Below are 26,258 nucleotides of genomic sequence, written 5' to 3' on the forward strand. Positions count from 1 at the left end.
ACGATCAAAGCGAAACCGCCAGGCGCGTGGCCTGGTCGATGGCGCGCACGGCGTCCAGCTCGGCCGCGACGTCGGCGCCGCCGATCACGTGGGTGGGGATGCCGCGCTCGGCCAGGCCGTCGGCCAGCGTGCGGTTGGACAACTGCCCCGCGCAGAGGATGACGGTGTCGGCGTCCCACACCCGGGCCTCGCCGTTGACGCTGTAGTGCAGGCCCTGGTCGTCGACCGCGTGGTAGCTGGCGCCGGCCGTCATCGCCACGTCGGCCTTGCGCAGATTGGCCTTGAGGATCCAGCCGGTGGACTTGCCCAGGTTCTTGCCCAGCGACTCGTTCTTGCGCTGGAACATGTGGACGACGCGCCCGGCCGCGTGCGGCGCGGGCGCCTTCAGGCCGCCCGCACCGTGGATGGCCGTATCGACCCCCCAGGCGTCCATGAACACCTGGGGCTGCAGCGATTCCTCGGCATGGCCGACCAGGTACTCGGCCACGTCGAAGCCGATGCCGCCGGCGCCGATGATGGCCACCCGCTGGCCCACCGGTGCGCCATGGGCCAGCACGTCGAGGTAGCTGAGCACCTTGGGGTGGTCGAGCCCGCGGATGTCGGGCTGGCGCGGCAGCACGCCGGTGGCGATCACCACCTCGTCGAACTCGCCGGCGCGCACGCGCGCGGCCAGGCCCTCGGCATCGACCGCGGTCTGCAGATGCACGGCGACCTGCAGGCGCTTGAGCGTCACCCTGAAGTAGCGCAGCATCTCGTTGAACTCGTTCTTGCCCGGCACCTGGCGCGCCAGGTTGAGCTGGCCGCCCAGCTGATCGCCCGCCTCGAACAGGGTGACGCGGTGCCCGCGCTGGGTGGCGTTGATGGCGAACGCCATGCCGGCCGGCCCGCCGCCGACCACGGCGAAGTGCTTGGGATCGGCTGTCTTGCCGTCTTCGAACTCCACCTCGCGCCCGGCGCGCGGGTTGACCAGGCAGCTCGCCACCCGGTCGGTGAAGATGCGGTCCAGGCAGGCCTGGTTGCAGGCGATGCAGGTGTTGATCTGCTCGGCAAGACCCGCGCGCGTCTTGCGGGCGAAATCGGGATCGGCCAGCAGCGGGCGCGCCATCGACACCAGGTCGGCGGCGCCGGAGGCGATGATGGCTTCGGCCACCTCAGGCGTGTTGATGCGGTTGGACGCCATGACCGGAATGCCGACTGCGCGCTTGACGTTGCGGATCGCCTCGACCCAGGCCGCGCGCGGCACCGGCGCCGCCATGGTGGGCACCGCCGCCTCGTGCCAGCCGATGCCGGTGTTGAGCATGTCGGCGCCCGCGGCCTCGACGCGGCGCGCCAGTTCGGCCACCTCCTCGCCCGTCATGCCGCCATCCATCAGGTCGATGGACGAGATGCGGTAGATGAGCATGAACCGGGGTGAGACCCGCGCCCGCACGGCCTTGACGATCTCGACGGGCAAACGGATGCGGCGCTCGAAATCGCCACCGAACTCGTCCTCGCGCTGGTTGGTCAGCGCGGCCGTGAACTCGTTGATCAGATAGCCCTCGGAGCCCATGATCTCGACGCCGGCGTAGCCCGCCTGCTCGGCCAGCGCCGAGGTGTTGGCAAAACGCTCGATGGTGGCCCAGACCTCGTCGGTCGACAGCGCACGCGGCGCATGGACGTTGATGCGCGCCTTGATGGCCGACGGCGCAACGCAGCTCGCCACCTTGGCATAGCGGCCCGCGTGCAGGATCTGCAGCACGATGCGGCCACCGGCCTGGTTCACCGCCGAGGTGATGACGCGGTGCTCGGCCAGCTGCTCGGGCCGGTCCAGCACCAGGCCGCCCTCGTCCATCACGCCTTCGGGCACGGGCGCGTAGCCGCCGGTGAGGATGAGGCCGATCTCACCGGCGGCGCGGGCGGCATAGAAGGCCGCCAGCCGCTCCAGCGGGCGATCCATGGTTTCCAGCCGGGTGTGCATGGCGCCCATCACCATGCGGTTGGGCAACTCGACCCCGGCGATGCGCAGCGGGCGCAGAAGATTCGGATAGGCAGCCATGCTTGTCTCTCGTCTGGGATGCGGGCTGCCGAATGATCTCCCATTCGATCATTTACGTCAAGTTCATGACATATTTTTCTTGATAGAACCTTTTGAACTAGAATATTGACTCGATAGCAATTCACCAAACATTGTCAACATGGCGACATAAATCGGCGCCAGCGGCCTAAGTCTCGCGTTCCGCCTTGGGCCCCAGGTCGATCTGGCTCATGCCCTCGTTGAGTCGGTTGATGTAGTGCAGCAGCGTGACCTTGTCGTCGAAGCGAAAGCGCTCCACCGCCTGACGATAAAACTCGTAGATGCGGGGCTGGAGCTCGCCCCAGAAGGCGCGCCCGGCGGGCAGCAACACCACCTTCTTGGCGCGCCGGTCGGCCGGGTCGACCACGCGCTCGACGTGGCCCTCGCGCTCCAGGCGCTTGAGCACCCCGTCCAGGCTTTGCCGGCTGACGACCAGATAGTCCGCCAGCTCGGAAAACGCCATGCCCGTCAGCGCCTGCGGACGCGACAGGGCGCCCAGCGTGGCCCACTGCACCGTGGTGATGCCCAGTTCCTTGACGGACTGGCGGTCCAGCGCATTGCCGACCTGGAACAGGCGAAAGAACAGGCGGTTGTGCACCGCCGAGACCGACTGGTCGTAGCTTTCTTGATCGGATGGAGGCATGGCGCGATTCTGACCGTTCGGCGCCGGGCGACCAACCCGCAGGCTCAAAGCAGGACGATGTCGTACTGGTCCGGCCCGACCGCGCTTTCGGCCTGCAGCGAGATCGGCTTGCCGATGAAGTCCGACAGGCCGGCCAGATGCTGGCCCTCTTCGTCGATCAGCATGTCGATCACGGCCGGCGCGGCGACGACGCGAAATTCGCGCGGATTGAACTGGCGCGCCTCGCGCAGGATTTCGCGCAGCACGTCGTAGGCCACGGTGCGCGCTGTGCGCACGCGCCCGCTGCCCTGGCACTGCTCGCAAGGCTCGCACAGCAGTTGCGCCAGCGACTCGCGCGTGCGCTTGCGCGTCATCTCGACCAAGCCCAGGTGCGAAAAACCGCCCACCTGGGTCTTGACGCGGTCGCGCGCCAGTTGCTTGCGAAACTCGGCCAGCACGGCCTGCTGGTGCTCGGGCAAGCTCATGTCGATGAAGTCCACCACGATGATGCCGCCCAGGTTGCGCAGGCGCAGCTGGCGCGCAATGGCCTGCGCCGCCTCCAGGTTGGTCTTGAACACCGTCTCGTCGAAATTGCGCGTGCCGATGAAGCCGCCGGTGTTGACGTCGACGGTGGTCAGCGCCTCCGTCTGGTCGACGACCAGGTAGCCACCCGACTTCAGGTCCACCCGCCGCCCCAGCGCCTTGGCGATCTCGTCGTCGACGTTGAACAGATCGAAGATCGGTCGCTCGCCGCGGTAGTGCGACAGGCGCGCGGCGGCGGCCGGCATGAACTCCTTGCCGAAGGCCATCAGCGTATCGAACTGCTCACGCGAATCGATGCGGATGCTCTGCGTGCCCTCGCCCACCAGGTCGCGCAGCACGCGCTGCAGCAGACGCAGGTCTTCGTGCAGCAAGGACGCCGGTGGCAGGCGCGTGGCGGCCTCTCGGATGCGCGTCCAGGTCTTGCGCAGATAGGCGATGTCCTCGGCCAGTTCGGCGTCGCTGGCGTCCTCGGCATTGGTGCGCAGGATGTAGCCACCCGTCTTGCCCTCCGGCGCGGCGGCGCGCGCCAACTGCTGCACGCGCTCGCGCAGCGCGTCGCGCAGGCCGGCGGCAATTTTTTGCGATACGCCGATGTGCTCGTCCTGCGGCAAGAACACCAGCATGCGCCCGGCCACGCTGATCTGGGTGGACAGGCGCGCGCCCTTGGTGCCGATGGGGTCCTTGATGACCTGCACCATCAGCGTCTGGCCTTCGAATACCTGTTTTTCGATCGGACGCTGGGCGCCGCCGTTGCGGTGCGCGGGCAGGCTCTCGCCCTCCAGCGGGCGCTGCCACAGGTCGGCCACGTGCAGAAAGGCCGAGCGCTCCAGCCCGATGTCGATGAAGGCCGACTGCATGCCCGGCAGCACGCGCGCCACCTTGCCGAGGTAGACGTTGCCGACCAGCCCGCGCTCCAGCGTGCGCTCCACGTGCAGTTCCTGCACCGCGCCGTTCTCCACCACCGCGACGCGCGTCTCCTGCGGAGACCAGTTGATCAATATGTCCTGTTGCATGGGCACCTTCCTGGAAGCTGCGGATGATGCCTGAACGGGCGCGGCATCGAACTTCGCCGTGCGCCGCCGAGGCTTGCCTACACGCCGTCGGGTGGCCTTTCATGTTGTGCGTCCACGCACAGAAGGTGTGCGTTGAATCGCTATGCCGTGCTAAAAAACTGGAAAAGAATTGAAAGTTCCGTCGATGCGACAGGACGCTGAAATTTCGCGGGTATCCCGCGCCCTCATTTCAGGAGACAAGCATGCCGAAACTCGAAAACAAGACCGCCCTCATCACCGGCGCCGGTGCGGGCATCGGACGCGCGACGGCCCTGCTGTTCGCCGCCGAGGGCGCGCGCATCGCCGTGGTGGAGCGCAACGCCGACGCGGGCGAAGAAACGGCCCGCCTGGTGCAGGCCCAGGGCGGCCAGGCGCTGTTCATCCCCACCGACGTCAGCGAGCCCGATCAGGTGGAGGCGGCGGTGGCGCAAACCGTCAAGACCTTCGGCGGCCTGCACGTGCTGCACAACAACGCCGGCGGCTCCACCAGCCGCGACTCGCGCGTGAGCGATGCGCCGATCGACGAGTTCTGGGCGCGCATCAAGATCGACCTGTTCGGCACCTGGCTGGGCTGCCGCTTCGGCATTCCGGCCGTCATCGCCAGCGGCGGCGGCGCGGTGATCAACATGACCTCGATCTTCGCCTTGATCGGTACGCACAACAAGGACTCGTACACCGCGGCCAAGGGCGCCATCAGCGCCCTGACGCGCTCGATGGCGGTCGAATACGCGGCCGAGCACGTGCGCGTCAACGCCATCGCGCCCGGCGCCACGTCGACCGAGCGGGTGCTCAAGATGATGGCCAACAACGACGCCACCAACCTGTCGGCCCAGAACCAGCTGTTCGGCATGGTGACGCCCGAGGACGTCGCCAAGGCGGCGCTGTTCCTGGCCTGCGACGACTCGCGCTCGACGACCGGGCACATCCTGTCGGTGGACGGCGGCCTGACCATTTCCTGAGCGGGCGGCCCATGTTCCACCACGTCGTCCTGATGGGCTTCAAGAGGGCCTTGTCCGAGAGCGATCAGGCCTTCATCGTCCGCCACTGCGAACTGCTCAAGAGCGTCGTCCCCGGCTTGATCGACATGCGCCTGGTCGCCAACGCCTCGAAGCGCTCGCCCGAGCTCACGCACGCCATCGTGGCCGCGTTCGCGGACGCGCAGGCGCACGACTTCTACCAGACCACGCCCGAGCACGAGGCGCTGAGCCGCTTCGTCGGCGACATCAAGACGCAGCTGGTGGTGCTGGACTACGTCGTCTGAGGTCGATGTACGCGCGCCCCGCGGGCCTCAATCGCGCAGCACGCCGACGGCCCGCAGCAGGCGCGCGGTCTCGAACAGCGGCAAGCCCATGATGCCGGTGTAGCTGCCGTTCAGGTTCTCCACGTACTGGGCCACCGGCCCCTGGATCGCATAGGCGCCGGCCTTGCCCATGGGCTCGCCACTGGCCACGTAGGCGGCGATCTGCGCCGCCGTCATGGCGGCAAAGCGCACCCGCGACACCGACAGCGCCGCCAGGCGCCGCTCGCCCGCCTGCAGCGCCACGGCGGTCAGCACCTGGTGTTCATGGCCCGAAAGTTCGGCCAGCATGCGTGCGGCGTCTTGCGCATCCACCGGCTTGCCGTAGATGCGATCGCCCAGCGCCACCGTGGTGTCCGAGCACAGGATGGGCGCCGGCGCCAGACCACGGCGCGCGTGGCGCGCGACGGCGGCGTCGAGCTTGAGCGCCGTCACGCGCTGCACGTAGGCGCCCGGGCTTTCGCCGCGCAATACCGCCTCCAGACCTTCGGCATCCTCGCCTTCGTCACCCGGCGCATTGGGCAGCAGCAGTTCATGGCGCACGCGCAGTTGCTCCAGCAACTGGCGCCGGCGCGGGCTTTGCGAGGCGAGGTAGATGAAGCCGGACATTTTTAATCAAATCAGCCTGTAGCGCCCGCCAATCAAGCGCGAGAAGCTATCAAAACAGGATTATTCGCGATGATAGGGATGGCCCGCGTTGACCGACCAGGCACGGTACAACTGCTCCACCAGCAGCACGCGCACCATGGCGTGCGGCAGCGTCAGGTCCGACAGGCGGATGCGCTCGTGCGCGGCCTGGCGCAGGGCCGGGTCCAGCCCGTCGGGGCCGCCGATCAGCAGCGCCACGTCCTGCCCCAGCGATTGCCAGTGCGTCAGGCGCTCGGCCAGGGCGGTGGTGGTCAAGGCCGTGCCGCGTTCGTCCAGCACCACCACGTGGGCCGACTTGGGCAGGGCCGCCTCGATGCGCTGGCGCTCGGCGGCCATGGCCTGCGCCGCCGTCTTGCCGCCGGCGCGCGGCTCGGTCTTGATGGTCTTGAGCTCGACCTTGAGCTCGGGCGGAAAGCGCTTGGCGTAGTCGTCCCAGGCGCTGGCGGCCCACGCCGGCACCCGCTGGCCGACGGCGAGCACGCACAGCTTCATCGTGCCGGGCGGGCGGCGCTCTTGCGCGCGGGCGCGGGCTTGCGCGTCGCAGCCACCTTGGCCGCGGGCTTGGCGGCCGGCTTGCCCACCACCAGCACCTTCTTGGCCACCGCCACCTTGGCGGCCGGCTTGCGCGGTGACGATGAGCCGCGCGCCGGCGCGCCCGTCGTCTTCTTGGCCACCGCCTTCTTGGCCGCGGGCTTGCGCGGTGCGGCGGTCTTGGCATCGCCCGGCTTGGCCGGAGCCTTCTTGGCGGCAGCCGGCTTCACCGGCGCGGCCTTGGCCGGAGCCTTCCTGGCCGCCGCCTTGGGCACGGCGGACGCGGCCGAGCGCAGGCGCACGGGTTTTTCGCCCCAGATTTCTTCCAGGTTGTAGTACTGGCGAATCATGGGCTGCATCACGTGCGCCACGGCGGCGCCGCAGTCGACGATGATCCATTCGCCGTTGTCTTCGCCCTCCACGCGCGGCTTGGCAAAACCGGCTTCGCGGACCTTGTCGCGCACGCTGGCGGCCAGCGCCTTGGTCTGGCGGTTGGAGGTGCCGCTGGCCACGATCACGCGCTCGAACAGCGGCGACAGATGCTCGGTGTTGAACACCCGGATGTCCTGGCCCTTGACGTCCTCCAGGCCATCGACGATGGCACGCTGCAGTTTTTGCACGTCTTTCTTGGCGGCGGTTTCGCTCATTGATGGGTTCACGTAGAGATGATGGTCGGCAATATACCGCGCCACCGCGGCGGGCACCAGACGGGCAATGCCGCGCCCGGCGGCCACGCGGGCGCGGATGTCGGTGGAGCTGTGCGGCAGCGCGGGCAGTCGCAGCTGCCGCACGCCATGCGCACCAGCGAGTTGCACGCCAGGCAGCGCATTTTTTTGATCAAACGGGGCGCTGGCTACCGTTGCGTCTGCGCGAGCAGCTATCGCAACCGTAGCAAGCCGCACGATGTCCGACGCCCGGCGCCAGCGCGCAAAGGCCTCGGCCTGGTCGCTGCCGATGACGAGAAACAGCTCGGCGCGCGGATACTGCGCGCGCAACTCGCCCAGCGTGTCGATGGTGTAGGTCGGGCCGACACGCCGCAGCTCGCGGTCGTCGACGCGCAGCTTCGGCCAGCCGGCAAAGGCCAGCCGGCACAGCACCAGGCGATCGCGCGCGGGCGACAGCGGGCGCGACTTGTGCCAGGCATCGCCGGTGGGGATCACGTGCAGCACGTCCAGCGCCAGCTGCTCGATGGCCGCGCGCGCCACCGCCAGGTGCGCCGCATGCGGCGGATCGAAGGCACCGCCGTAGACGCCGATGCGCCGCGGGGCAGTCGCTAGAGCCACGCGCGCGGTACCAGGAAGTGCTCGGTCAGTCGCGCCTCGGGCGTGCCGGGCTCGGGACGGCGTTGATAGGCCCAGCTGGCCAGCGGCGGCATGGACAGCAGGATCGATTCGGTGCGCCCGCCCGACTGCAGGCCGAAATGCGTGCCGCGGTCCCACACCAGGTTGAACTCGACGTAGCGCCCGCGCCGGATCAGCTGATGCTGGCGCTCGCGCTCACCCCAGGGCGTGGCGCGTCGCTGGTCGACGATGGGCAGGTAGGCCGGCAGGAAGGCGTCGCCCACCGCGCGCATCAGCGCAAAACCGTGCTCGGGCCCGCCCTCGGCAAAGTCGTCGTAGAAGATGCCGCCGATGCCGCGCGCCTCGCCGCGGTGCTGGTTGAAGAAGTATTCGTCGCACCAGGGCTTGAAACGGCCGTACAGATCGCCCCCCAGCGGCGCCAGCGCGCCCTGGCACGCGGCGTGAAAGTGCCGGCAGTCCTCGTCGAAGCCATAGTAGGGCGTCAAATCCATGCCGCCGCCGAACCAGCGCACCGGCTCGCGCCCCGGCTGGCCGGCCGAGATCATGCGCACGTTCATGTGCACCGTGGGCACGTAGGGGTTGAGCGGATGAAACACCAGCGACACGCCCATGGCCTCGAACGGCGCGCCCGCCAACTCGGGCCGGTGCTGCGTGGCCGAGGGCGGCAGGCGCGGCCCACGCACGTCCGAAAAGCCGCAGCCCGCGCGCTCGAACACCGCGCCGCCTTCCATGATGCGGGTGACGCCCTCGCCTTGCAGCGCCTCGCCCGGCGCCTTGCGCCACGCATCGCGCACCGCCTGGGCCTGGCCATCGACGCCTTCGATGGCGTCGATGATGCGGGCCTGCAGGTCGGTGAGGTAGTTGCGAACCTGGGTGTTGAAGTCGGTCATGTCAGCGTGTGGGGTGGTGGACTTGCCCCCTCGCCCCTCCGGGGAGAGGGCTGGGGTGAGGGGCTTTCTGGCGTTCGATGGGGCCGCTGTTGTTCAATGTTCAGCTGACTCTGCATGCGTCGGCTGGCCGGGATGTGCGCCCGGCGGCGCAGTCCCTTTCTTTGTCTCGCCAAAGAAAGGAACCAAAGAAAAGCGACCCCAAGTCTGCGACCCCTGCGCTTCGCTACGGGGCAAACCTGCGTCACGGCGCTTGCGGGGTGCGCCGCAGAACTCACTGCGCGCTGGCGCGCTCCGTTCAGACAACCGCGGCGAGTCAGAGCACGAAGCGCGTGCATCCTGCGGTGCACGCGCCACCCCGCAAGCACCGCGCCGCAGGCGCAGCCACAGGGGTTTGATACGGGTACTTGCCGAGGCCGAGCGCAGCGATGGCCCGTGTGGGGTTTCAACTCCCCTCTGGCCGTGCCGAGAAGCGCAGCGGCTGGGGCGGGCATGGGGAGCAGAGCATGCCCATGCAACGTGTTCTGACTTGCTGCGGTTGTCTGAGCGAAGTGAACGCAGTGAACGAAGCGAGTTCCGCAGCACCGCCCCAGGCGCGAGCATCGCAGGTTGCCCGTAGCGAAGCGCAGGGACACGGCCAGTGGGGTCGCCTTTTCTTTGCCTACTTTCTTTTGGCGAAGCAAAAGAAAGCAGGTGCGCCGCCGGGCGCATATCCCGGCCAGCCGATGCATCCAACGCCACAAGCCCCTCACCCCAGCCCTCTCCCCAAAGGGGCGAGGGAGCAAGCCCACAGCCGTTCACACCACCGCCCGATGACCGATGTCGCGGCGGTATTGCGCCCCGTCGAAGTGAATCTGGCGCGCCACGTCGTAGGCGCGCACCTGCGCCTGCTTGACGGAGTCGGCCAGCACGGTGACGCACAGCACGCGCCCGCCGGCGGTCTTGAGCTGATCGCCGTCCTGCACCGTGCCGGCGTGAAACACCATGGCGTCGTCCTGCGCGGCGGGCAGGTCGGTGATCAGGTCGCCCTTGCGCGGCGCCTGCGGGTAGCCGTGCGCGGCCATCACCACGCCCAGGGCCACGCGGCGGTCCCACTGCAGTTGCACGGCGTCCAGCTTGCCGGCGGTGGCGGCCAGCAGCACCTCCAGCAGGTCGGACTTCAGGCGCATCAGGATGGGCTGGGTCTCGGGGTCGCCCATGCGGGTGTTGAACTCCAGCGTGCGGGGGTGGCCCTGCGCGTCGATCATCAGGCCGGCGTACAGAAAACCGGTGAAGGGCACGCCATCCTGCTCCATGCCGCGCACGGTGGGCCCGATGATCTCGCGCATCACGCGCGCGTGGATGTCGGGCGTGACCACCGGCGCGGGCGAGTACGCGCCCATGCCGCCGGTGTTGGGGCCGGCGTCGCCATCCAGCAGGCGCTTGTGGTCCTGGCTGGTGGCCAGCGGCAACACGTTCTTGCCGTCGCACAGCACGATGAAGCTGGCCTCTTCGCCGTGCAAAAACTCCTCGATCACGACCCGCGCGCCGCCCTCGTTGTGCGCCACGCCCAGTTGGTTGCCGCCCAGCATGTCGTCGATGGCGGCGTGCGCCTCGGCCACGGTCTGCGCCACCACCACGCCCTTGCCGGCGGCCAGGCCATCGGCCTTGACGACGATGGGCGCGCCCAGCCGGTCGACGTAGGCGCGCGCGGCCGCGGCGTCGGTGAAAGTGTCGTAGGCGGCGGTGGGAATGCCGTGGCGCTGCATGAAGGCCTTGCTGAAGGCCTTGGAGCTTTCCAGTTGCGCGGCGGCCCGGCTGGGGCCGAAGATGCGCAGGCCGTGCTTGCGAAAGTCGTCGACCACGCCCGCGGCGAGCGGCTGCTCGGGCCCGACCACCGTGAGCGCGATCTTTTCCTGCAAGGCCCAGTCGCGCAGCGCCGCCACCTCGGTGATGGGCACGTTGACCAGGCCGGCGCCGCGCTGCGTGCCGCCGTTGCCGGGCGCCACGTAAACCTGCTGCACGCGCGGGGACTGGGTCAGCTTCCAGGCCAGCGCATGTTCACGGCCGCCGCCGCCGATCACCAGGACTTTCATGGTGCCGTCACTCGCCCAAGTCGACGTTGGCGTTGTGATAGACGTTCTGCACGTCGTCCAGGTCTTCCAGCACGTCCAGCAACTTCTGCATCTTCTGGGCGTCCTCGCCCGCCAGGTCGATGCTGCTGTCGGCACGCAGGGTGACCTCGGCCACCTCGGGCGTCAGGCCGGCGGCCTGCAGCGCGTCGCGCACGGCCTCGAAGTCGCCGGGGGCAGTCAGCACCTCGATGGCGCCGGCCTCGTCGGCGATGACGTCCTCGGCGCCGGCTTCCAGCGCCACCTCCATCACCTGGTCTTCACTGACACCGGGCGCGAACACGATCTGCCCGCAATGCTTGAACTGGAACGCCACCGAGCCCTCGGTGCCCATGTTGCCGCCGTACTTGCTGAAGGCGTGGCGCACGTCGGCCACGGTGCGCACGCGGTTGTCGGTCATGGTGTCGACGATGATGGCCGCACCACCGATGCCGTAGCCCTCGTAGCGGATTTCCTCGTAGCTCACGCCCTCGAGGTTGCCGGTGGCCTTGTCGATGTTGCGCTTGATGGTGTCGGCCGGCATGTTGGCGGCCTTGGCCTTGTCGATGGCCAGGCGCAGGCGCGGGTTGGCCGTGGGGTCGCCGCCGCCGGTGCGCGCGGCCACCATGATCTCGCGCACCACGCGCGTCCAGATGCGCTGGCGTTTTTCGTCCTGGCGCCCCTTGCGGTGCTGGATGTTTGCCCATTTGCTGTGGCCGGCCATTGCGCTCTCACCTTCTTCAAAAAAGTCGCTTGATAATCGAACGATTTTACTTTTCAAAGGCAGGAGCTCATGGCCGATCCCATCCTCATGGCCCAACACGGTGACATCCAGGCCTTTTTGCTGCCCGGCCTGGCCAACCGCCACGGCCTGGTCACCGGCGCCACCGGCACCGGCAAGACCGTCACGCTGCAGAAGATGGCCGAGTCGTTTTCGCTGCTGGGCGTGCCGGTGTTCATGGCCGACGTCAAGGGCGACCTCACGGGCATCAGCCAGGCCGGCCGCATCGAGGGCAAGATCGCCCAGGTGCTGCAGGACCGCGGGCTGGAGCTGCCGGCGTCCACCCAGTGCCCGACCACGCTGTGGGACGTGTTCGGCGAGCAGGGCCACCCGGTGCGCGCCACCATCAGCGACATGGGGCCGCTGCTGCTGGCGCGCATGCTGGACCTGAACGACACGCAGGCGGGGGTGCTCAACCTGGTGTTCAAGATCGCCGACGACGAGGGCCTGCTGCTGCTCGACCTGAAGGACCTGCGTGCCATGCTGGCGCACGTGGGCGAAAACGCCAAGGACTTCACCATCAAGTACGGCAACGTCAGCAGCGCCAGCGTGGGCGCCATCCAGCGCGGCCTGCTGACGCTGGAGAGCCAGGGCGGCGACAAGTTTTTCGGCGAGCCCATGCTCAACCTCGACGACATGATGCAGACGGTGGGCGGCAAGGGCGTCGTCAACATCCTGGCCGCCGACAAGCTGATGACCGCACCGCGCCTGTACGCCAGCTTTCTGCTGTGGCTGCTGTCCGAGCTGTACGAGCGCCTGCCCGAGATCGGCGACCCCGAAAAGCCCAGGTTCGTGTTTTTCTTCGACGAGGCGCACCTGCTGTTCAACGACGCGCCCAAGGTGCTGCTCGAGCGCATCGAGCTGGTGGTACGCCTGGTGCGCAGCAAGGGCGTGGGGGTTTACTTCGTCACGCAAAACCCGATCGACGTGCCCGACACCGTGCTGGCGCAGTTGGGCAACCGCGTGCAGCATGCGCTACGCGCCTTCACCGTGCGCGACCAGAAGGCCGTCAAGGCCACGGCCGAGACCATGCGCGGCAACCCCAAGCTGGACGTCGAGGCCGCCATCACCGAGCTGGCCACCGGCGAAGCGCTCATCAGCCTGCTGGACGCCAAGGGCCGCCCCGGCGTCACCGAGCGCCTGTTCGTCATCCCGCCCGGCAGCCGCATCGGCCCCATCACCGACGAGGAGCGCAAGGCGCTGATCGCCGGCTCGCTGGTGGCCGGCACCTACGAGCAGGCGGTGGACCGCGAATCGGCCTACGAGAAACTGGCCCAGCGCGCGGGCGCGAGCGCCGCCCCCGGTGGCGCCGGCGGCGGCGGTGCGCCGGCGGCCGGTGGCGCGGCCGACGGTGGCCTGCTGGGCAGCGTTGGCACGGTGGTCAAGGAGGCCCTGTTCGGCCGCACCGGCCCGCGCGGCGGCCAGTACGACGGCATGGTGCAGACCGTGGTCAAGGGCGAGATGCGCCGCATGGGCCGCGAAATGCTGCGCGGCGCGCTGGGCAGCCTGCTGGGTGGGCGCAAGCGCTGAATCGGCTCGACGCTAGATTTTGTGCGTCGACAGCAGGATGCTGGTCTCGGTGTTGGCGATGCCCGGAATCCGGCGAATCGCGTTGAGCACGCGGTCGAATGATTCCAGCGTGTCGGCGCGCAGCTCGGCCACCAGGTCCCAGCGGCCGTTGGTGGTGTGCAGTGCCATCACGTTGGGATGGCCGCGCAACGCACGCAACACGTCCTCGGCGTGGTTGCCCTTGACCTCGATCGAGGTCAGCGCGCGAATGCGATGCCCTTCGGCCTCGGGCCGCAGGCGCACCGTGTAACCCACGATCGTCCCCTCGGCCTGCAGTCTGGCGATGCGGTTTTGCACCGTGGCGCGCGCCACGCGCAGCTTGCTGGCCAGCGTCACCACCGGCATGCGCGCATCGGCCCGCAGCAGCGCGATCAGTTCGCGGTCGGTGTCGTCCATGAATTGATCATTTTGATTGTTTGAATGAGCAAAGTGTAGAGATCAGAGAATAAATTGCCAAGTTGAGCCATTCAAATTGGCATCGTTCGAGCCAACAATCTCCTGGCGGCGACAAGCCGCCCCAACGTGCAGACGTTTCCAGGAGAGCCCATGACCCGCTTTGTCGACGTACCGACCATGTCCCGCCTGGTGCAGGACATCGGTGTGATCCCATTCATCGGCGAACTCGCCGACACCATCCGGGACGACTTCGTGCGCTGGCCCGAGTTCGACAAGAGCGCCCGCGTGGCCAACCACTCGGACATCGGCGTGATCGAGCTGATGCCGGTGTCCAACACGCGGCGCTACGCCTTCAAATACGTCAACGGCCACCCCGGCAACACCCGGCGCGGCCTGTACACGGTGATGGCCTTTGGCGTGCTGGCCGAGGTGGATACCGGCTACCCGGTGCTGCTGTCCGAGCTCACGCTGGCCACCGCCCTGCGCACCTGCGCCACCTCGCTGATGGCAGCGCGCGCGCTGGCCCGCCCCGACGCGCGCCGCATGGCGCTGATCGGCAACGGCGCGCAAAGCGAGTTCCAGGCGCTGGCCTTCCACGGCCATCTGGGCATCGAGGAGATCGCGGTCCACGACCGTGACCCGCGCGCCACCGACAAACTGGTGCGCAACCTGTCGGTCTATCCGTCGCTGAAAGTCATCCGCTGCGCATCGACCGCCGAGGCGGTGCGCGGCGCCGACATCGTGACCACGGTCACCGCCGACAAGACCTGTGCCGCCATCCTCACGCCCGACATGATCGCGCCGGGCATGCACATCAACGCGGTGGGTGGTGACTGCCCCGGCAAGACCGAGCTGCACGCCGAGGTGCTGCGTGGCGCACGCGTGTTCGTCGAGTACGAACCGCAGACGCGCGTCGAAGGCGACATCCAGCAACTGCCTGCGGACTTTCCGGTGGTGGACCTGTGGCGCGTGCTGGCCGGCACGGCCGCCGGCCGGCAAAGCGCCGAGCAGGTGACGGTGTTCGACTCGGTCGGCTTCGCGCTGGAAGACTACTCGACGCTGCGCTGCGTGCTGGCGCAGGCCGAGCGGCGCCGGCTGGGCGTGGACGTGGAGCTGGTGCCGCGCGCCGACGATCCGAAGGACCTGTTTCGCCACACCCGCCCGGGCGCCTCCCGCTGCGCGGTGCGCCGCGTTGCCTGAAGCCATGACACCCAGCGCTGCCGCCATGTCCACCTTCCGCTCGATCCAGGCCCCCGCGGCCGTCGTGATGGTGCGCCCGCACCGCTTCACGCCCAACCCCGAAACCGCCACGGACAACGCCTTCCAGAACCCGGCCGCCGTGGGCGAGGCGCGCGCCATCGCCGCGGCCGCGCACCGCGAGGTGACGCGGGCGGCAGAGCAATTGCAAGACGCCGGCGTGCGCGTGCACCTGTTCGAGGATCGCGGCGAGCAGGACACGCCCGACTCGGTGTTCCCCAACAACTGGTTCTCCACCCACCCGGGCGGGCGCGTGGCCATTTACGCGATGCACTCGCCCAGCCGTCGGCGCGAGCGGCGCCAGGACGTCATCGAGATGCTCAAGGCCGAGTACCGCGTACAGGACGTGATCGACTATTCGGGGCTGGAGCACGACCAGCTGTTCCTCGAAGGCACCGGCGCCATGGTGCTCGACCACACGGCCGGCGTGGCCTACACCGCTCGCTCCAACCGGGCCGATCCGGTGCTGCTGGAGCGCTTCAGCACCCACTTCAATTTCGAGCCCATCGTCTTCGACACCGCCGACATGGCGGGCCGGCCGATCTACCACACCAACGTGCTGATGTGCGTGGCCACCGAGTTCGCGCTGCTGGGCACGCGCTCGCTGACCGATCCGAGCCGTGCGCGGGAGGTGGTGGCGCGGCTGCAGGAGTGGGGACACGAGGTGATCGATCTGAGTCCCGAGCAGATTGGCGAATTCGCGGGCAATGCCATCGAGTTGTCCGGCCGCGCGGGTCGCGTGCTGGCGCTGTCGCAGCGTGCCTGCGACAGCCTCACGGCGCGGCAGAAGGCGCGCATCAAGCGCAGCGCGCGCCTGCTGCCATTGGCGGTGCCCACCATCGAGCTGGCGGGTGGGTCGGTGCGCTGCATGCTGGCCGGCATCCATCTGTCGCCGCGCCGTGCCGCGGCAGGCCTGGGCAAGGCCACCTGAACGCGGCCACGTCAAGGGTCGCCACAAGATCGCTGACGCAGTCACGCCGCCTGCGGCGCGCGCCCGACCTCACCAGCGCAGCACGCGCGGCCCCAGCCAGGCGCCCACCGCCACCGGCAGCGCCATGCCCAGCACGTACCACACGGCGATGAAGGGCGCGCCCAGTTCGGGGCAATGCAGCGCGTACACGGCGGCGCCGGCGCCGCCGGCCAGCGCACCGGCCGCCGCGCCCGCCAGTCGCAGGCGCGTGGGCGCCATTTCGCGCAACGCGCCCAGCGCCGCCACCAGCACCGGCAGCGAGATCAGGCCGATGCTGAAGGCGCAGCTGCGCCAGGTCTGGCCCCACAGCAGTTCGGCGCGCGCCGGCGGCGGCGCGGCCAGCCACTGGCCCGCCGCCACGCCCCACACCACCACCAGCGCCAGCGCGATGCCCCAGCCGGCGCGACCCGCCGACACGCCGGGGCGTGCCAGGCGGCTGGCGACCACGCCCGCGCACAGCGCCACCAGCACCGGCATGCCCAGCTTCATCCAGAACAGGGGCATGCCCAGCACCTGCGGGAACTGGTGGTTGAGCCCGTAGCCCGCCAGCACGATGGCCAGCGAGCCGAGCAGCCCCACGCACACGGCGCGCGCCAGGGCGGCCCCGGTGGCCGGCCGGCGTTCGGCCCCGGCGTGCGTGGCCAGCAGGCCAATCAGCTCGTCGGTCTTCATGCGTGGCCCTCCAGGCGCCGCGCGGCGCCAAAGCGCGCGGCCAGCGCCTTCAGGCCGCGGTGAATGCCGACCTTGACGGCCGATTCGGACAGGCCCGTGAGGCGTGCCGTCTCGGCCACCGACAGGCCCTCGATCTTCACGCACTCGATGGGGCGGCGTTGTTTGTCGGGCAGGCTTTGCAGCATGCCCATCAAGTCGCGCTGGGCATCGTGCGCGTCGTGCGTGCTGGCGGCGTACAGGGGCATCTCCTCATCCAGTGGGTCGTGCAGCGCCTCACGCGCGCCGCGGGCGCGCAACAGGTCGATCAGCTTGTAGCGCGCGATGGCATGCACCCAGGCAGTGAGCGGCTGGTCGGGCTGATAGGTATGGCGCTTGTTGTGCATGGCAAGCAGACATTCCTGCACCAGATCTTCCACGTCGTCCGGCCAGCCGAACAGTCGCCGCCCCAGGTAGGCGCGCAAGTGTCCCGCCAGCAACTGCAGGAAATGCCGGTAGGCCGCCTCGTCGCCGTCCAGGCCGGCCAGCAGCAGGCGATGCAGTTCGGTTTCGGCGTCGGGCGTGGACATGGGTGGACAGGTGACGCCTGTGCATTCGGATCAAGGTGCGATCCGGTTACAGCGCCACCGCGATTGATTGGAACGCTTTTTGGCCGCGATCGCCACCGCGACGAAAAGGCACGCCGTTGAGGACAGCGCACCGGCCGCGATTTTTGCGGCGCGCTGTAACCGCGCCCATGACAGGGACGAATGAGTCGACGTATCCGTCCTGGATACCTTGCATCCAACCTGAGGAACGATTCCATGTCCACCAGCACCAAGCTCACCTCCGCCATCCTGGCCAGCGCCATCGCCGGCCTGCTGGCATCGGCCGCCCATGCCGCGCCGTTGACGAAAGCCGAGACCGATGCGGCCATTGCCGCACACAAGGAGAAATGCTACGGCGTGGCCCTGAAGGGGCAGAACGACTGCGCCGCCGGCCCCGGCACGACCTGCCAGGGCACCTCCACCATGGACTTCCAGGGCAATTCGTGGAAGTTCGTCCAAGGCGGCACCTGCGCCAGCATCCAGACGCCGAACGGCGGCCATGGCTCGCTCATGCCGATGAAGTCCTGATCCTTCGGCTGACACCACGGGGGAATGGCCATGCTCGCGGCGGGCACCAGCTTCAAGCACCAACACCTGTCCGCGATCCTCGCGCGGCCGCCCGGGGACGACTTCTTCTTCGAGGTGCATGCCGAGAACTACATGGGCGCGGGCGGCCCGCCCCACCGCATGCTCACGGCCCTGCGCGAGCGCCATGCGCTGTCCTTGCACGGGGTGTGCATGTCGATCGGCGGGCCGGGCGCGCTGGACGAGTTGCACCTGGCGCGGTTCCGCGACCTGGTGTTGCGCTACCAGCCCGCCTTCGTGTCGGAACACCTGGCCTGGTCCTCGCATGGCGGCACCTTCTTCAACGACCTGCTGCCCCTGCCCTACACCCGCGCCACCCTGGATCGGGTGTGCGCGCACATCGACCAGGTGCAGGCGGCGATCCGGCGGCCCCTGCTGCTGGAGAACCCCGCCACCTACCTCGCGTTCGCGTCGTCCACGATGGGCGAGGCGGAGTTCATCCGCGCGGTGGCGCAACGCAGCGGCTGCGGCCTGCTGCTCGACGTCAACAACGCCTTCGTTTCGGCGGCCAACCACGGCTATTCGGCGGTCGACTACCTGAACGCCTTCCCGCTGGAGCGGGTCGGCGAAATCCATCTGGCCGGGCACAGCGAGCAGCGCGACGACGAGGGCGCGCCGCTGCTCATCGACAGCCACGACCGCGCCGTCGCGCCGCCGGTCTGGGATCTGTACCGTGGCGTCATCGAACGCATCGGCCCCACGCCGACGCTGATCGAATGGGACAGCGAGCTGCCCGACTGGCCCACCCTGCGCGCGCAGGCCCAGGCGGCGCGCCGCATCATGCGCGAGGAACGCCACCATGCCGTGGCCTGAATACAGCGCCGCGTTCGCGCCCGGCTTGACCGACCCACAGTGCCCAGCGCCAGCGGATGTGGTGGCCCACGGCGGCAAGGGCGTGGTCCGGCGCTACAACGTTTACCGCAACAACGTGACCGTGAGCCTGATCCAGGCGCTGGCCGACATTTACCCGGCCGTCCAGCGCATCACCGGCGCCGAGTTCTTCCGCGCCATGGCGCGCTTTCACGTGCGCGCCACGCCGCCTACGTCGCCGCTGCTGTTCGAGTACGGGCGCGATTTCCCCGCCTTCATCGCCGCCTACGAATACGCGCAAGCCCTGCCCTGGCTGGCCGACGTCGCGTGCATCGAACGCGCCTGGCTGGACGCCTACCACGCGGCCGACCGGCCCGCGCTCGACGCGGGCGCGCTGGCCGCCATCGATCCGGCCCGGCTGATGGCGCTGCGCTTCGCGCCGCATCCGGCCGCGCGCATCGTGCGCTCGCGCCATCCCGCCATCACCTTCTTCACGATGAACCAGGCCGAAGGCGTGCCGGCGCCGCTGCATGCCCACGACGCCGAGGATGCGCTCATCACGCGCCCCGGACCGGACGTCATCGTCTCGCGCCTGCCCGCGGGCGGCGCGGTCTTTCTCACCCGCCTGCTCGCGGGCGACCCGCTGGGCGCGGCAACCGCTGCCGCGTTCGACGAAGCGCCCTCCTTCGACCTCGGCGCCAACCTGGCGGGAATGATCTCGGCGGGCGTATTCACCACCCTTCAACCAGGAGAGCCGGCATGACCGCCACCTCACACCCTTCGACGCACGCTCGCGCAGCCCCGACCCGTTTGATCGGCGAGGCCCGGCGCCTGGTCCAGACCATCGCCCAGCCGTGGCTGGCGCAGTTCGTGCTGCGCATCGCGCTGGCCGTCCCGTTCTGGAAGTCCGGCATGCTGAAATGGGACGGCTTCCTGCAACTCAAGGACACGGCGGTCTACCTGTTTGCCGACGAGTTTCGACTGCATCTGCCGGGCGGCCCCTACCCCTTCCCCGCGCCGGCCGTGGTCGCGTTTCTGTCCGGCTGCGGCGAAGTGCTGCTGCCGGTGCTGCTGGTGCTGGGTGTCGGCACGCGTTTCGCCGCCCTGGGCCTGCTGGCGATGACGGGGGTGATCGAACTGACCGTGCCGGAGGGCTGGCCCATCCATCTCACCTGGGCCGCGATGGCACTGGCGATTGCCGCCTGGGGGCCGGGCCGGCTCTCGGTCGACCATTGGCTGGGAGACCGCGCTCCCCGGTCGTGAGCGCCCGGGTGCTGGCCAGCACGCGGGCGATCCCTACAATCGCCCGCATGTCCCCGATGCCGCTTTCCCAGGTCCACCACATCACCCATCCGCTGGTGCAGCACAAGCTGACCCTGATGCGCAACAAGGAGGCCAGCAGCACCAGCTTTCGCACCCTGCTGGGCGAGCTGGCGATGCTGATGGCCTACGAGGTGACGCGCGACATGCCGACGCACCTGGTGGAAATCGAAACGCCGCTGGAGAAGATGCAAAGCCCCATGATCGACGGCAAGAAGCTGGTGTTCGCCAGCATCCTGCGCGCGGGCAACGGCATGCTCGACGGCCTGCTGCGCGTGGTGCCCAACGCCCGTGTGGGCACCGTCGGCCTGTACCGCGACCCCAAGACGCTGCAGGCGGTGGAGTACTACTTCAAGATGCCGGCCGACATGGCCGAGCGCGACGTGATCGCCGTCGACCCCATGCTGGCCACGGGCCATTCGGCCGTGGCCGCCATCCAGCGCATCAAGGCCTGCGCACCGCGCTCCATCAAGTTTCTGTGCCTGCTGGCCGCGCCCGAAGGCATCGCCACCCTGCAGCAGGCCCACCCGGACGTGCCGATCTACACCGCCGCCATCGACCGCCAGCTGAACGATCACGGCTACATCCTGCCCGGCCTGGGCGATGCGGGCGACCGCATTTTCGGTACCAAGTAGGCCTACCACCCTCGCACGCACCGTCCGTCGGATGCAGCGGCCGCCGCTGCATCGATGGGCTTGGCTCAGTGCTTCTTGCCGTCCTTGAGCACGGCCAATGCAGCGAAGGGGTGCCGCTTGTCTTCCTGCGCCGCCTCGAAATCCGCGTCCTGCGCCGACAGCCTGAGCGGCTGCGGACACACCTCGTGGCGCGGCACCAGGGGCAAGGCCATCAGCAGTTCATCCTCGATCAAGGCGTGCAGGTCCAGGTCGGGCGTCAGCGCCAGCACGTCGTCCTCGGACACGTCGTCCAGCGCCGCCGCGCTGTCTTCGTCGGCCGCGAACAGCACATGGCGATCGACCTGGACGTCCACCCGCACCTCGCCCATGCAGCGCTGGCAGGTCAGCGGCAGGCGGGCGCTGGCCTGCACGTGCAGCGCCGGCCGCGCCACGCCGTCGGCGGCGCTGCGCTGCTCGCCCTGCACTTGCCATTCAAGGGTCAAATCAGGCTCTGGCGCCCGCACCTCAAGCGCGAGACGCTCATATTTTTGCAGTGAATCGCGCGCCGACAGGCGGGCCGTGGCGCGGGCGAAGGCCGCCACATCCAGGTGCCGGGGCTCAAACGAAGAACTCATGCGGGCAGTGTAAGAGAATCGCCCGCATGAGCGATGTTCCCACCCTGCCCGCCGCCGACCGCGCCCTGATCCTGGGCTCCAGCTCGCGCTACCGGCGCGAGTTGCTGGCGCGGCTGGGCCTGCCCTTCGAGGTGGCGGCGCCCGACGTGGATGAAACCCCGCGACCCGGCGAAGCCCCGCCCGCGCTGGCCCGGCGGCTGGCGCTGGCCAAGGCGCGCGATGTGGCGGCGCGCTTTCCGCAGGCCATCGTCATCGGCTCGGACCAGGTGGCCGACCTGGCCGGCCAGCCGCTGGGCAAGCCCGGCACGCACGAGCGCGCGCGGGCGCAGCTGCGTGCCATGAGCGGGCAGACCGTGATCTTTCAGACCGCGCTGTCCGTCGTGTGCCTGGCCAGCGGCTTCGAGCAGAGCGACCTGGCCGCCGTCGAGGTGCGCTTTCGGGCCTTGGACGACGGCGAGATCGAGCGCTACCTGCGCGCCGAGCAGCCCTACGACTGCGCCGGCAGCGCCAGGAGCGAAGGCCTGGGCGTGGCGCTGCTGGACGCCATCTACAGCGACGACCCGACGGCCCTGGTCGGCCTGCCGCTGATCCGCACCGCGCGCCTGCTGCGCGCCGCCGGCCGGGTGCTGCCATGACCGCCGAGGCGTCCAAGGGCCGGCTCTACCTCGTCCCCACGCCACTGGACCACGGCTGCGCCGAACAGGCCGCCATCACCGAGGTGCTGCCGCTGGGCACGCTGCAGGTGGCCGCGCGACTGACGCACTGGATCAGCGAGAACGCCAAGTCCACCCGCGCCTTCCTCAAGCGCGTCGACGCCGTCCAGCCGCTGGCGCAGCCGTTGCAGGCACAGGCCATCGCCGAGCTGCCGCGCACCGTGCACAAGAAGGGCGACCACGACCCCACTGGCGCCCGGCCCGACGCCCGGCCGCTGCTGGCCGCCGCGCTGCAAGGGCAGGACATGGGCCTGATCAGCGAGGCCGGCATGCCGGCCGTGGCCGACCCCGGCAGCTCGGTGGTGCGCGCCGCGCACGCGCTGGGCATCGAGGTCGTGCCGCTGGTGGGGCCGGTGTCGATCCTGCTGACGCTGGCCGCCAGCGGCCTGAACGGCCAGAGCTTCGCCTTTGTCGGCTACGTGCCGCAGGAAGCCGCCGCGCGCGCCCAACGCCTGCGGGAACTGGAGGCCTGGGCCCGCAAAAGCGGCCAGACCCAGTTGTTCATCGAAACCCCCTACCGCAACGCCACGCTGCTGCAAGCCCTGCTGCACGAGTTGCAAGCCACCACGCAACTGGCCGTCTGCCAGGGCCTGACGCTGCCCCAGGTGCGCTGCACCAGCCGCAGCGTGGCCGAGTGGCGGCGCGCGATGCCGGCGCCGGCGGCGCTGGCCCTGCCGGCCGTGTATGCCATCGGCCGCTGAAGCCCGAATGTCACGGCGGTGACGTCCCACGCGCCGAGGCGCGGCCGCGCACGGCCTGCCGCTCGTGGGGTTTCGATGTGCCGCCGGACTGAGCCTCAGCGCAGCGCCGGCAGCGCGCGCAGCGCCGCCACGGCGCCCTCGCCCAGGGCGGCGCCGAAGCGCTTGGCCACGCGCTCGGCCAGGTTCTCCTTGTTGGTGTAGTCCACCAGCTTGTCGGCCTTGACCACGTCGCGCGCCACCGAGTCCAGGCTGCCGTAGGCGTCGGCCAGGCCCATGCCGACGGCCTGCTCGCCCGTCCAGAACAGGCCGCTGAAGGTCTCGGGCGTGGCCTTCAGGCGATCGCCGCGGCCCAGCTTGACGGAGGCGATGAACTGCTGGTGGATTTGCTCCAGCATGGTCAGGGCAAACTGTTTTTGCGTGTCGGTCTGCGGGCTGAAGGGGTCGAGAAAGCCCTTGTTGGCGCCGGCCGTCAGCAGGCGCCGCTCCACGCCCAGCTTGTCCATGGTGCCGACAAAGCCGAAGCCGTCCATCAGCACGCCGATGCTGCCGACGATGCTGGCCTTGTCGACGTAGATGTTGTCGGCCGCCGAGGCGATGTAGTAGGCCGCCGAGGCGCAGGTCTCCTCGACCACGGCGTAGATCGGCTTGTCGTACTTCTTGCGCAGGCGGCGGATCTCGTCGCTGATCAGGCCGGCCTGCACCGGGCTGCCGCCGGGCGAGTTGATGAGCAGCACCAGCGCCTTGGTGCCCGAGTCTTCCAGCGCGCTGCGCATGGCCGGCAGCACGAATTCGGCGCTGGCCTCGCTGCGGTCGGCGATCTCGCCGCGGATCGTCACCAGCGCCGTGTGCGGCCCGCTGGGCGTCGTCGTGACCGACCACTGGTCGCGCGCCAGCAGCCAGATCAGGGCGCCGAAGATCAGCATCCACAGCAGGCTCTTGATCATGCGCCAGCGGCGCGCGGCGCGGCGTTCGCGCACGTCGGCCAGCAGCAGCTTTTCAATGGCGGCGCGTTCCCAGTGGATCGTCTTGGCGTCGAGGGTGACTTCGTTTTCCATAGCTGTTTGCGCAGATGTGGTGCGGGCCAGAGGCCGAATGACTATAAAGATGGCAAGTCGATGGCGCTCAGAACACCACCGGTTGCAGGCGCTCGGTGGGCTGCCAGCGCACCGTGCCGTCGGCTTCGATCAGCTCGATCTTGACCAGGCCGCCCTGACAAGGGCCGGCCACGCCCTCGCCGGTGTCGGGCGCGTAGACCGCGCCGTGCGAGGCGCACAGCAGCCACTGGCCGGTGTCGTCGAAAAAACGGTTGGGCTGCCAGTCCAGCTCCATCGCCACGTGGGTGCAGCGGTTCAGGTAGGCGTGCACGCGCCCCTCGAAGCGGATGGCGAAGGCGCGGCACGACTCGCCGTCGTAGACCACGTCGAAGGGCACGGCCAGGCCGCCCTCGCTCAACTCGGCCGAGGCGCACAGCTCGATCGGGGTGTCGGTGGACATGGGTGGAAGGGCGTGTTCGGTCATGCGTGTTCGGCCAGCCAGGCCTGCAGCTCGGCCACCGAATGGGCCAGAAAGCGCGGGCTCAGCGCGGCGGTCAGTTCCTCGGCCGGGTGCGCGCCATAGCTCACGCCCACGCTGGCGCAGCCGGCGTTGGCGGCCATCTGCAGATCGTGCGTGGTGTCGCCGATCATCAGCGTGCGCTCGGGCTCGGTGCCGAACTGGCGCATCAGCTCACCCAGCATGCGCGGGTCGGGCTTGCCGGCGGTTTCGTCGGCCGTGCGCGAGCCGTCGAACACGCCGCGCAGCTGGCGCGAGGCCAGTACATCGTCCAGCCCGCGCCGGCTCTTGCCGGTGGCCACGGCCAGCCAGTGGTGGCGCTCGCGCAGCGCGGCCAGCAGCGGCAGCACGCCCTCGAACAGGCTGATGTCGTTCTGGTGGCGCAGGTAGTGGTGGCGATAGCGCTCGCCCAGCGCGGGATATTTCTCGGGCGGCACGTCGGGTGCGGCCTTGGCCAGGGCGGGTATCAGCGCCATGCCGATCACGTGCGAGGCGGCCTGCGCGCTGGGGCGCTCGCCGCCCACATCCACCACCGCCTGCTGGATGCAGCGCGTGATGATGGCGGTGGAGTCGAACAGGGTGCCGTCCCAATCGAAGCAGATCAGGTCGAACTGGCGGGGGCGGGTCATGCGGGTGGGACTTCGGGCAGGGGCCAGGGCAGATCGGCGGGCAGCGGCGCCAGCAGCTCGATGCGCTCGCCGCTGGCCGGATGCTCGAACTGTAACCGCCACGCGTGCAGAAACATGCGTTTCAGGCCCCGCTTGTGCAACAGGCGGTTGTGCGCAAAGTCGCCGTACTTGTCGTCGCCGACGATCGGATGGCCCTGCGCCGCCAGGTGCACGCGGATCTGGTGCGTGCGCCCGGTCTTGATGGTGACCTCCAGCAGGCTGTAGCCGCCGACGCGTTCGCGCACCCGCACCAGCGTGACGGCGCGCATGGCGTCGGGGTGCTCGGCCGCCACCGTCTTGACGCGGCGCTCGCCGCCCTCGATCAGGTACTTGTGCAGCGGCGCGTCGATCACCTTGATGCGCTCGGGCCAGTCGCCGCGCACCACGGCCAGATAGGTCTTGCCGGTGGAGCGGGCGCGAAACTGCTCCTGCAGGGCCTTCAGCGCGCTGCGCTTCTTGGCCACCAGCAGCACGCCGCTGGTCTCGCGGTCCAGCCGGTGCACCAGCTCCAGCAAGCGCGCCTGCGGCCGCGCGCGGCGCAGCTGCTCGATGACGCCGAAGCTCACGCCCGAGCCGCCGTGCACCGCCACGCCGGCGGGCTTGTCGATGGCCAGCAGCCAGTCGTCTTCCAGCAGCAGCGGAAACTCGCGCGCCGGCGCCGCGGGGGCCGGATCGGGGCGCGCCGCCTGGCGCACCGGCGGCACGCGCACCACGTCGCCTGCCGCCACACGCGCGTCGGCCGCCGCGCGCCCCTTGTTCAGCCGCACCTCGCCCGAGCGGATGATGCGGTAGACGTGGGTCTTGGGCACGCCCTTGAGGTGGCGGATGAGGTAGTTGTCCAGCCGCTGGCCGGCGCTCTCCTCATCCACCGTGAGATGCAGCACGGCGGGCGCGGCGGCCGGGCGTGGCGGGGAGGCCTTGGCCTCTATAATGGCTTTCACTGGCACCCGGTCGTATTTATTGGCGGCTAGGATGGACATACGGCTTCCCGCAAACGGCAAGTCTAAATCCACCCGCCGCCCGCCACCGGGCCAGTAAACGTTTGACGCCACGTCCGCACCGACCAGCGCCCGGCCCTCGCAACCCGACGGCCCGACCCGAGCAGCGCAGACAAGGCCGATGCGATGAAACCCTGACGACGAAACACCCCAATACCGGCGGTGGCCCCAGCGGCCGCCGCGGGTTCAAGCCCAGCGAGACTTCGACGTGTTGATGGCCCTGATTGCGATGTGCTGGCACTGGCTGCGGCCGGTGCCGCTGCCGTCGGCATGGGCCGGTCACGACGTGCGTCCCGTGCAAGCGCCGGCCCTCGTGGCCGCGCGCGTGTGCACGGGCAAGGTCTGCGCCGGCCTGCCAGCGCCTCCCGCGGCCCCAGCCTTCCTTGGCCCGGCACCCGCCGTGGCCTGAT

The 26,258-nt window shown here is 69.4% G+C and carries 30 protein-coding genes and 1 pseudogene; 13 read left to right on the forward strand and 18 right to left on the reverse strand.

The window, feature by feature from the left end:
* Window positions 1-4 precede the first annotated feature (4 nt).
* The 3 genes from ACWHMB_RS11685 to rng form a co-directional block, all read right to left on the reverse strand.
* Complete coding sequence (locus ACWHMB_RS11685; RefSeq protein ID WP_377485255.1) at window positions 5-2,035, reverse strand: oxidoreductase; 2,031 nt, start codon at window positions 2,033-2,035, stop codon at window positions 5-7.
* A gap of 166 nt (window positions 2,036-2,201) precedes the next feature.
* The gene (locus ACWHMB_RS11690; protein WP_377485257.1) at window positions 2,202-2,696 is read right to left on the reverse strand and encodes a MarR family winged helix-turn-helix transcriptional regulator; all 495 of its coding nucleotides are present in this window, start codon (window positions 2,694-2,696) and stop codon (window positions 2,202-2,204) included.
* 44 nt (window positions 2,697-2,740) lie between these two features.
* On the reverse strand, window positions 2,741-4,231 hold the full coding sequence (rng, locus tag ACWHMB_RS11695) for a ribonuclease G (RefSeq protein ID WP_377485259.1): 1,491 nt from the start codon (window positions 4,229-4,231) through the stop codon (window positions 2,741-2,743).
* A 242-nt stretch (window positions 4,232-4,473) separates the two neighbouring features.
* Between rng and ACWHMB_RS11700 the strand changes: the two genes are divergently transcribed.
* Both ACWHMB_RS11700 and ACWHMB_RS11705 read left to right on the forward strand, forming a co-directional pair.
* A complete protein-coding gene (locus ACWHMB_RS11700) occupies window positions 4,474-5,229 on the forward strand; it encodes an SDR family NAD(P)-dependent oxidoreductase (protein WP_377485261.1) in 756 nt (251 codons plus the stop codon).
* An 11-nt stretch (window positions 5,230-5,240) separates the two neighbouring features.
* Window positions 5,241-5,531 (forward strand): Dabb family protein, encoded by a 291-nt coding sequence (locus ACWHMB_RS11705; RefSeq protein ID WP_377485263.1) that lies wholly within the window; start codon window positions 5,241-5,243, stop codon window positions 5,529-5,531.
* Window positions 5,532-5,558: 27 nt separating this feature from the next.
* Here ACWHMB_RS11705 and ACWHMB_RS11710 read toward each other — a convergent pair whose 3' ends face one another.
* From ACWHMB_RS11710 to ACWHMB_RS11740, 7 genes and pseudogenes are all read right to left on the reverse strand, one after another.
* Window positions 5,559-6,176 (reverse strand): Maf family protein, encoded by a 618-nt coding sequence (locus tag ACWHMB_RS11710; protein WP_377485265.1) that lies wholly within the window; start codon window positions 6,174-6,176, stop codon window positions 5,559-5,561.
* Between the two features lie 60 nt (window positions 6,177-6,236).
* Window positions 6,237-6,707 (reverse strand): 23S rRNA (pseudouridine(1915)-N(3))-methyltransferase RlmH, encoded by a 471-nt coding sequence (gene rlmH, locus ACWHMB_RS11715; protein WP_377485267.1) that lies wholly within the window; start codon window positions 6,705-6,707, stop codon window positions 6,237-6,239.
* A complete protein-coding gene (rsfS, locus tag ACWHMB_RS11720; protein ID WP_377485445.1) occupies window positions 6,704-7,393 on the reverse strand; it encodes a ribosome silencing factor in 690 nt (229 codons plus the stop codon). Before rsfS ends, rlmH begins: the two co-directional genes overlap by 4 nt.
* Window positions 7,394-7,414: 21 nt before the next feature.
* Window positions 7,415-8,029 (reverse strand): annotated as a pseudogene (gene nadD, locus ACWHMB_RS11725) (nicotinate (nicotinamide) nucleotide adenylyltransferase); the annotation flags it as partial.
* Window positions 8,020-8,937, reverse strand: a complete 918-nt coding sequence (hemF, locus tag ACWHMB_RS11730; protein ID WP_377485269.1) for an oxygen-dependent coproporphyrinogen oxidase — start codon at window positions 8,935-8,937, stop codon at window positions 8,020-8,022. The pseudogene nadD and the gene hemF, both read right to left, overlap by 10 nt.
* Before the next feature lie 794 nt (window positions 8,938-9,731).
* Entirely contained in the window at window positions 9,732-11,009 is a 1,278-nt protein-coding gene (purD, locus tag ACWHMB_RS11735) for a phosphoribosylamine--glycine ligase (RefSeq protein ID WP_377485271.1), read from the reverse strand.
* A 7-nt stretch (window positions 11,010-11,016) separates the two neighbouring features.
* Window positions 11,017-11,748 (reverse strand): YebC/PmpR family DNA-binding transcriptional regulator, encoded by a 732-nt coding sequence (locus ACWHMB_RS11740; RefSeq protein ID WP_377485273.1) that lies wholly within the window; start codon window positions 11,746-11,748, stop codon window positions 11,017-11,019.
* A 69-nt stretch (window positions 11,749-11,817) separates the two neighbouring features.
* Here ACWHMB_RS11740 and ACWHMB_RS11745 point away from each other — a divergent pair, with 69 nt between their 5' ends.
* On the forward strand, window positions 11,818-13,335 hold the full coding sequence (locus ACWHMB_RS11745) for a helicase HerA-like domain-containing protein (protein ID WP_377485275.1): 1,518 nt from the start codon (window positions 11,818-11,820) through the stop codon (window positions 13,333-13,335).
* 12 nt (window positions 13,336-13,347) lie between these two features.
* On the opposite strand, the gene ACWHMB_RS11750 is transcribed toward ACWHMB_RS11745, so the two are convergent.
* Window positions 13,348-13,770: an Lrp/AsnC family transcriptional regulator gene (locus ACWHMB_RS11750; RefSeq protein WP_377485277.1), complete on the reverse strand. Its 423-nt coding sequence runs from the start codon at window positions 13,768-13,770 to the stop codon at window positions 13,348-13,350.
* A 150-nt stretch (window positions 13,771-13,920) separates the two neighbouring features.
* Between ACWHMB_RS11750 and ACWHMB_RS11755 the strand changes: the two genes are divergently transcribed.
* Window positions 13,921-14,970, forward strand: a complete 1,050-nt coding sequence (locus ACWHMB_RS11755; protein ID WP_377485279.1) for an ornithine cyclodeaminase — start codon at window positions 13,921-13,923, stop codon at window positions 14,968-14,970.
* Window positions 14,971-14,974: 4 nt separating this feature from the next.
* A complete protein-coding gene (gene ctlX / locus ACWHMB_RS11760; RefSeq protein ID WP_377485281.1) occupies window positions 14,975-15,958 on the forward strand; it encodes a citrulline utilization hydrolase CtlX in 984 nt (327 codons plus the stop codon).
* Between the two features lie 69 nt (window positions 15,959-16,027).
* Here ctlX and ACWHMB_RS11765 read toward each other — a convergent pair whose 3' ends face one another.
* Together ACWHMB_RS11765 and ACWHMB_RS11770 are read right to left on the reverse strand one after the other, a co-directional pair.
* Window positions 16,028-16,669 (reverse strand): NrsF family protein, encoded by a 642-nt coding sequence (locus tag ACWHMB_RS11765; protein ID WP_377485283.1) that lies wholly within the window; start codon window positions 16,667-16,669, stop codon window positions 16,028-16,030.
* Complete coding sequence (locus tag ACWHMB_RS11770) at window positions 16,666-17,235, reverse strand: sigma-70 family RNA polymerase sigma factor (protein WP_377485285.1); 570 nt, start codon at window positions 17,233-17,235, stop codon at window positions 16,666-16,668. Before ACWHMB_RS11770 ends, ACWHMB_RS11765 begins: the two co-directional genes overlap by 4 nt.
* Window positions 17,236-17,469: 234 nt before the next feature.
* Between ACWHMB_RS11770 and ACWHMB_RS11775 the strand changes: the two genes are divergently transcribed.
* The 5 genes from ACWHMB_RS11775 to upp are packed head-to-tail and all read left to right on the forward strand — an operon-like array spanning window position 17,470 to window position 20,603.
* A complete protein-coding gene (locus tag ACWHMB_RS11775) occupies window positions 17,470-17,781 on the forward strand; it encodes a BufA1 family periplasmic bufferin-type metallophore (protein ID WP_377485287.1) in 312 nt (103 codons plus the stop codon).
* 24 nt (window positions 17,782-17,805) lie between these two features.
* A complete protein-coding gene (gene bufB, locus ACWHMB_RS11780) occupies window positions 17,806-18,651 on the forward strand; it encodes an MNIO family bufferin maturase (RefSeq protein WP_377485289.1) in 846 nt (281 codons plus the stop codon).
* Window positions 18,638-19,411 carry an HvfC/BufC N-terminal domain-containing protein gene (locus ACWHMB_RS11785; RefSeq protein ID WP_377485291.1) on the forward strand — a complete coding sequence of 258 codons (774 nt, stop codon included), beginning with the start codon at window positions 18,638-18,640 and terminating at the stop codon, window positions 19,409-19,411. Before bufB ends, ACWHMB_RS11785 begins: the two co-directional genes overlap by 14 nt.
* Entirely contained in the window at window positions 19,408-19,911 is a 504-nt protein-coding gene (locus ACWHMB_RS11790) for a DoxX family protein (protein WP_377485293.1), read from the forward strand. The genes ACWHMB_RS11785 and ACWHMB_RS11790 overlap by 4 nt, the downstream gene beginning before the upstream one ends.
* A 47-nt stretch (window positions 19,912-19,958) precedes the next feature.
* Window positions 19,959-20,603, forward strand: a complete 645-nt coding sequence (upp, locus tag ACWHMB_RS11795) for a uracil phosphoribosyltransferase (protein ID WP_377485295.1) — start codon at window positions 19,959-19,961, stop codon at window positions 20,601-20,603.
* A gap of 65 nt (window positions 20,604-20,668) precedes the next feature.
* Here the strand turns inward: upp and ACWHMB_RS11800 are convergent, their stop codons facing one another.
* On the reverse strand, window positions 20,669-21,217 hold the full coding sequence (locus ACWHMB_RS11800; RefSeq protein WP_377485297.1) for a YceD family protein: 549 nt from the start codon (window positions 21,215-21,217) through the stop codon (window positions 20,669-20,671).
* A gap of 26 nt (window positions 21,218-21,243) precedes the next feature.
* Between ACWHMB_RS11800 and ACWHMB_RS11805 the strand changes: the two genes are divergently transcribed.
* Together ACWHMB_RS11805 and ACWHMB_RS11810 are read left to right on the forward strand one after the other, a co-directional pair.
* The gene (locus ACWHMB_RS11805; RefSeq protein ID WP_377485298.1) at window positions 21,244-21,852 is read left to right on the forward strand and encodes a Maf family protein; all 609 of its coding nucleotides are present in this window, start codon (window positions 21,244-21,246) and stop codon (window positions 21,850-21,852) included.
* Entirely contained in the window at window positions 21,849-22,631 is a 783-nt protein-coding gene (locus ACWHMB_RS11810) for an SAM-dependent methyltransferase (RefSeq protein WP_377485300.1), read from the forward strand. Before ACWHMB_RS11805 ends, ACWHMB_RS11810 begins: the two co-directional genes overlap by 4 nt.
* Window positions 22,632-22,726: 95 nt before the next feature.
* Here ACWHMB_RS11810 and ACWHMB_RS11815 read toward each other — a convergent pair whose 3' ends face one another.
* From ACWHMB_RS11815 to ACWHMB_RS11830, 4 genes are all read right to left on the reverse strand, one after another.
* Window positions 22,727-23,686, reverse strand: a complete 960-nt coding sequence (locus ACWHMB_RS11815; protein ID WP_377485302.1) for a S49 family peptidase — start codon at window positions 23,684-23,686, stop codon at window positions 22,727-22,729.
* A 67-nt stretch (window positions 23,687-23,753) separates the two neighbouring features.
* On the reverse strand, window positions 23,754-24,125 hold the full coding sequence (locus ACWHMB_RS11820; RefSeq protein ID WP_377485304.1) for a Rieske (2Fe-2S) protein: 372 nt from the start codon (window positions 24,123-24,125) through the stop codon (window positions 23,754-23,756).
* A gap of 20 nt (window positions 24,126-24,145) precedes the next feature.
* Window positions 24,146-24,811 (reverse strand): HAD family hydrolase, encoded by a 666-nt coding sequence (locus ACWHMB_RS11825; protein WP_377485306.1) that lies wholly within the window; start codon window positions 24,809-24,811, stop codon window positions 24,146-24,148.
* On the reverse strand, window positions 24,808-25,830 hold the full coding sequence (locus ACWHMB_RS11830) for an RluA family pseudouridine synthase (protein WP_377485308.1): 1,023 nt from the start codon (window positions 25,828-25,830) through the stop codon (window positions 24,808-24,810). Before ACWHMB_RS11830 ends, ACWHMB_RS11825 begins: the two co-directional genes overlap by 4 nt.
* 232 nt (window positions 25,831-26,062) lie before the next feature.
* On the opposite strand from ACWHMB_RS11830, the gene ACWHMB_RS11835 reads away from it, so the two are divergent.
* A complete protein-coding gene (locus ACWHMB_RS11835) occupies window positions 26,063-26,257 on the forward strand; it encodes a hypothetical protein (protein WP_377485310.1) in 195 nt (64 codons plus the stop codon).
* Window position 26,258: the final 1 nt, after the last annotated feature.

This window comes from Ottowia pentelensis (assembly GCF_964341695.1).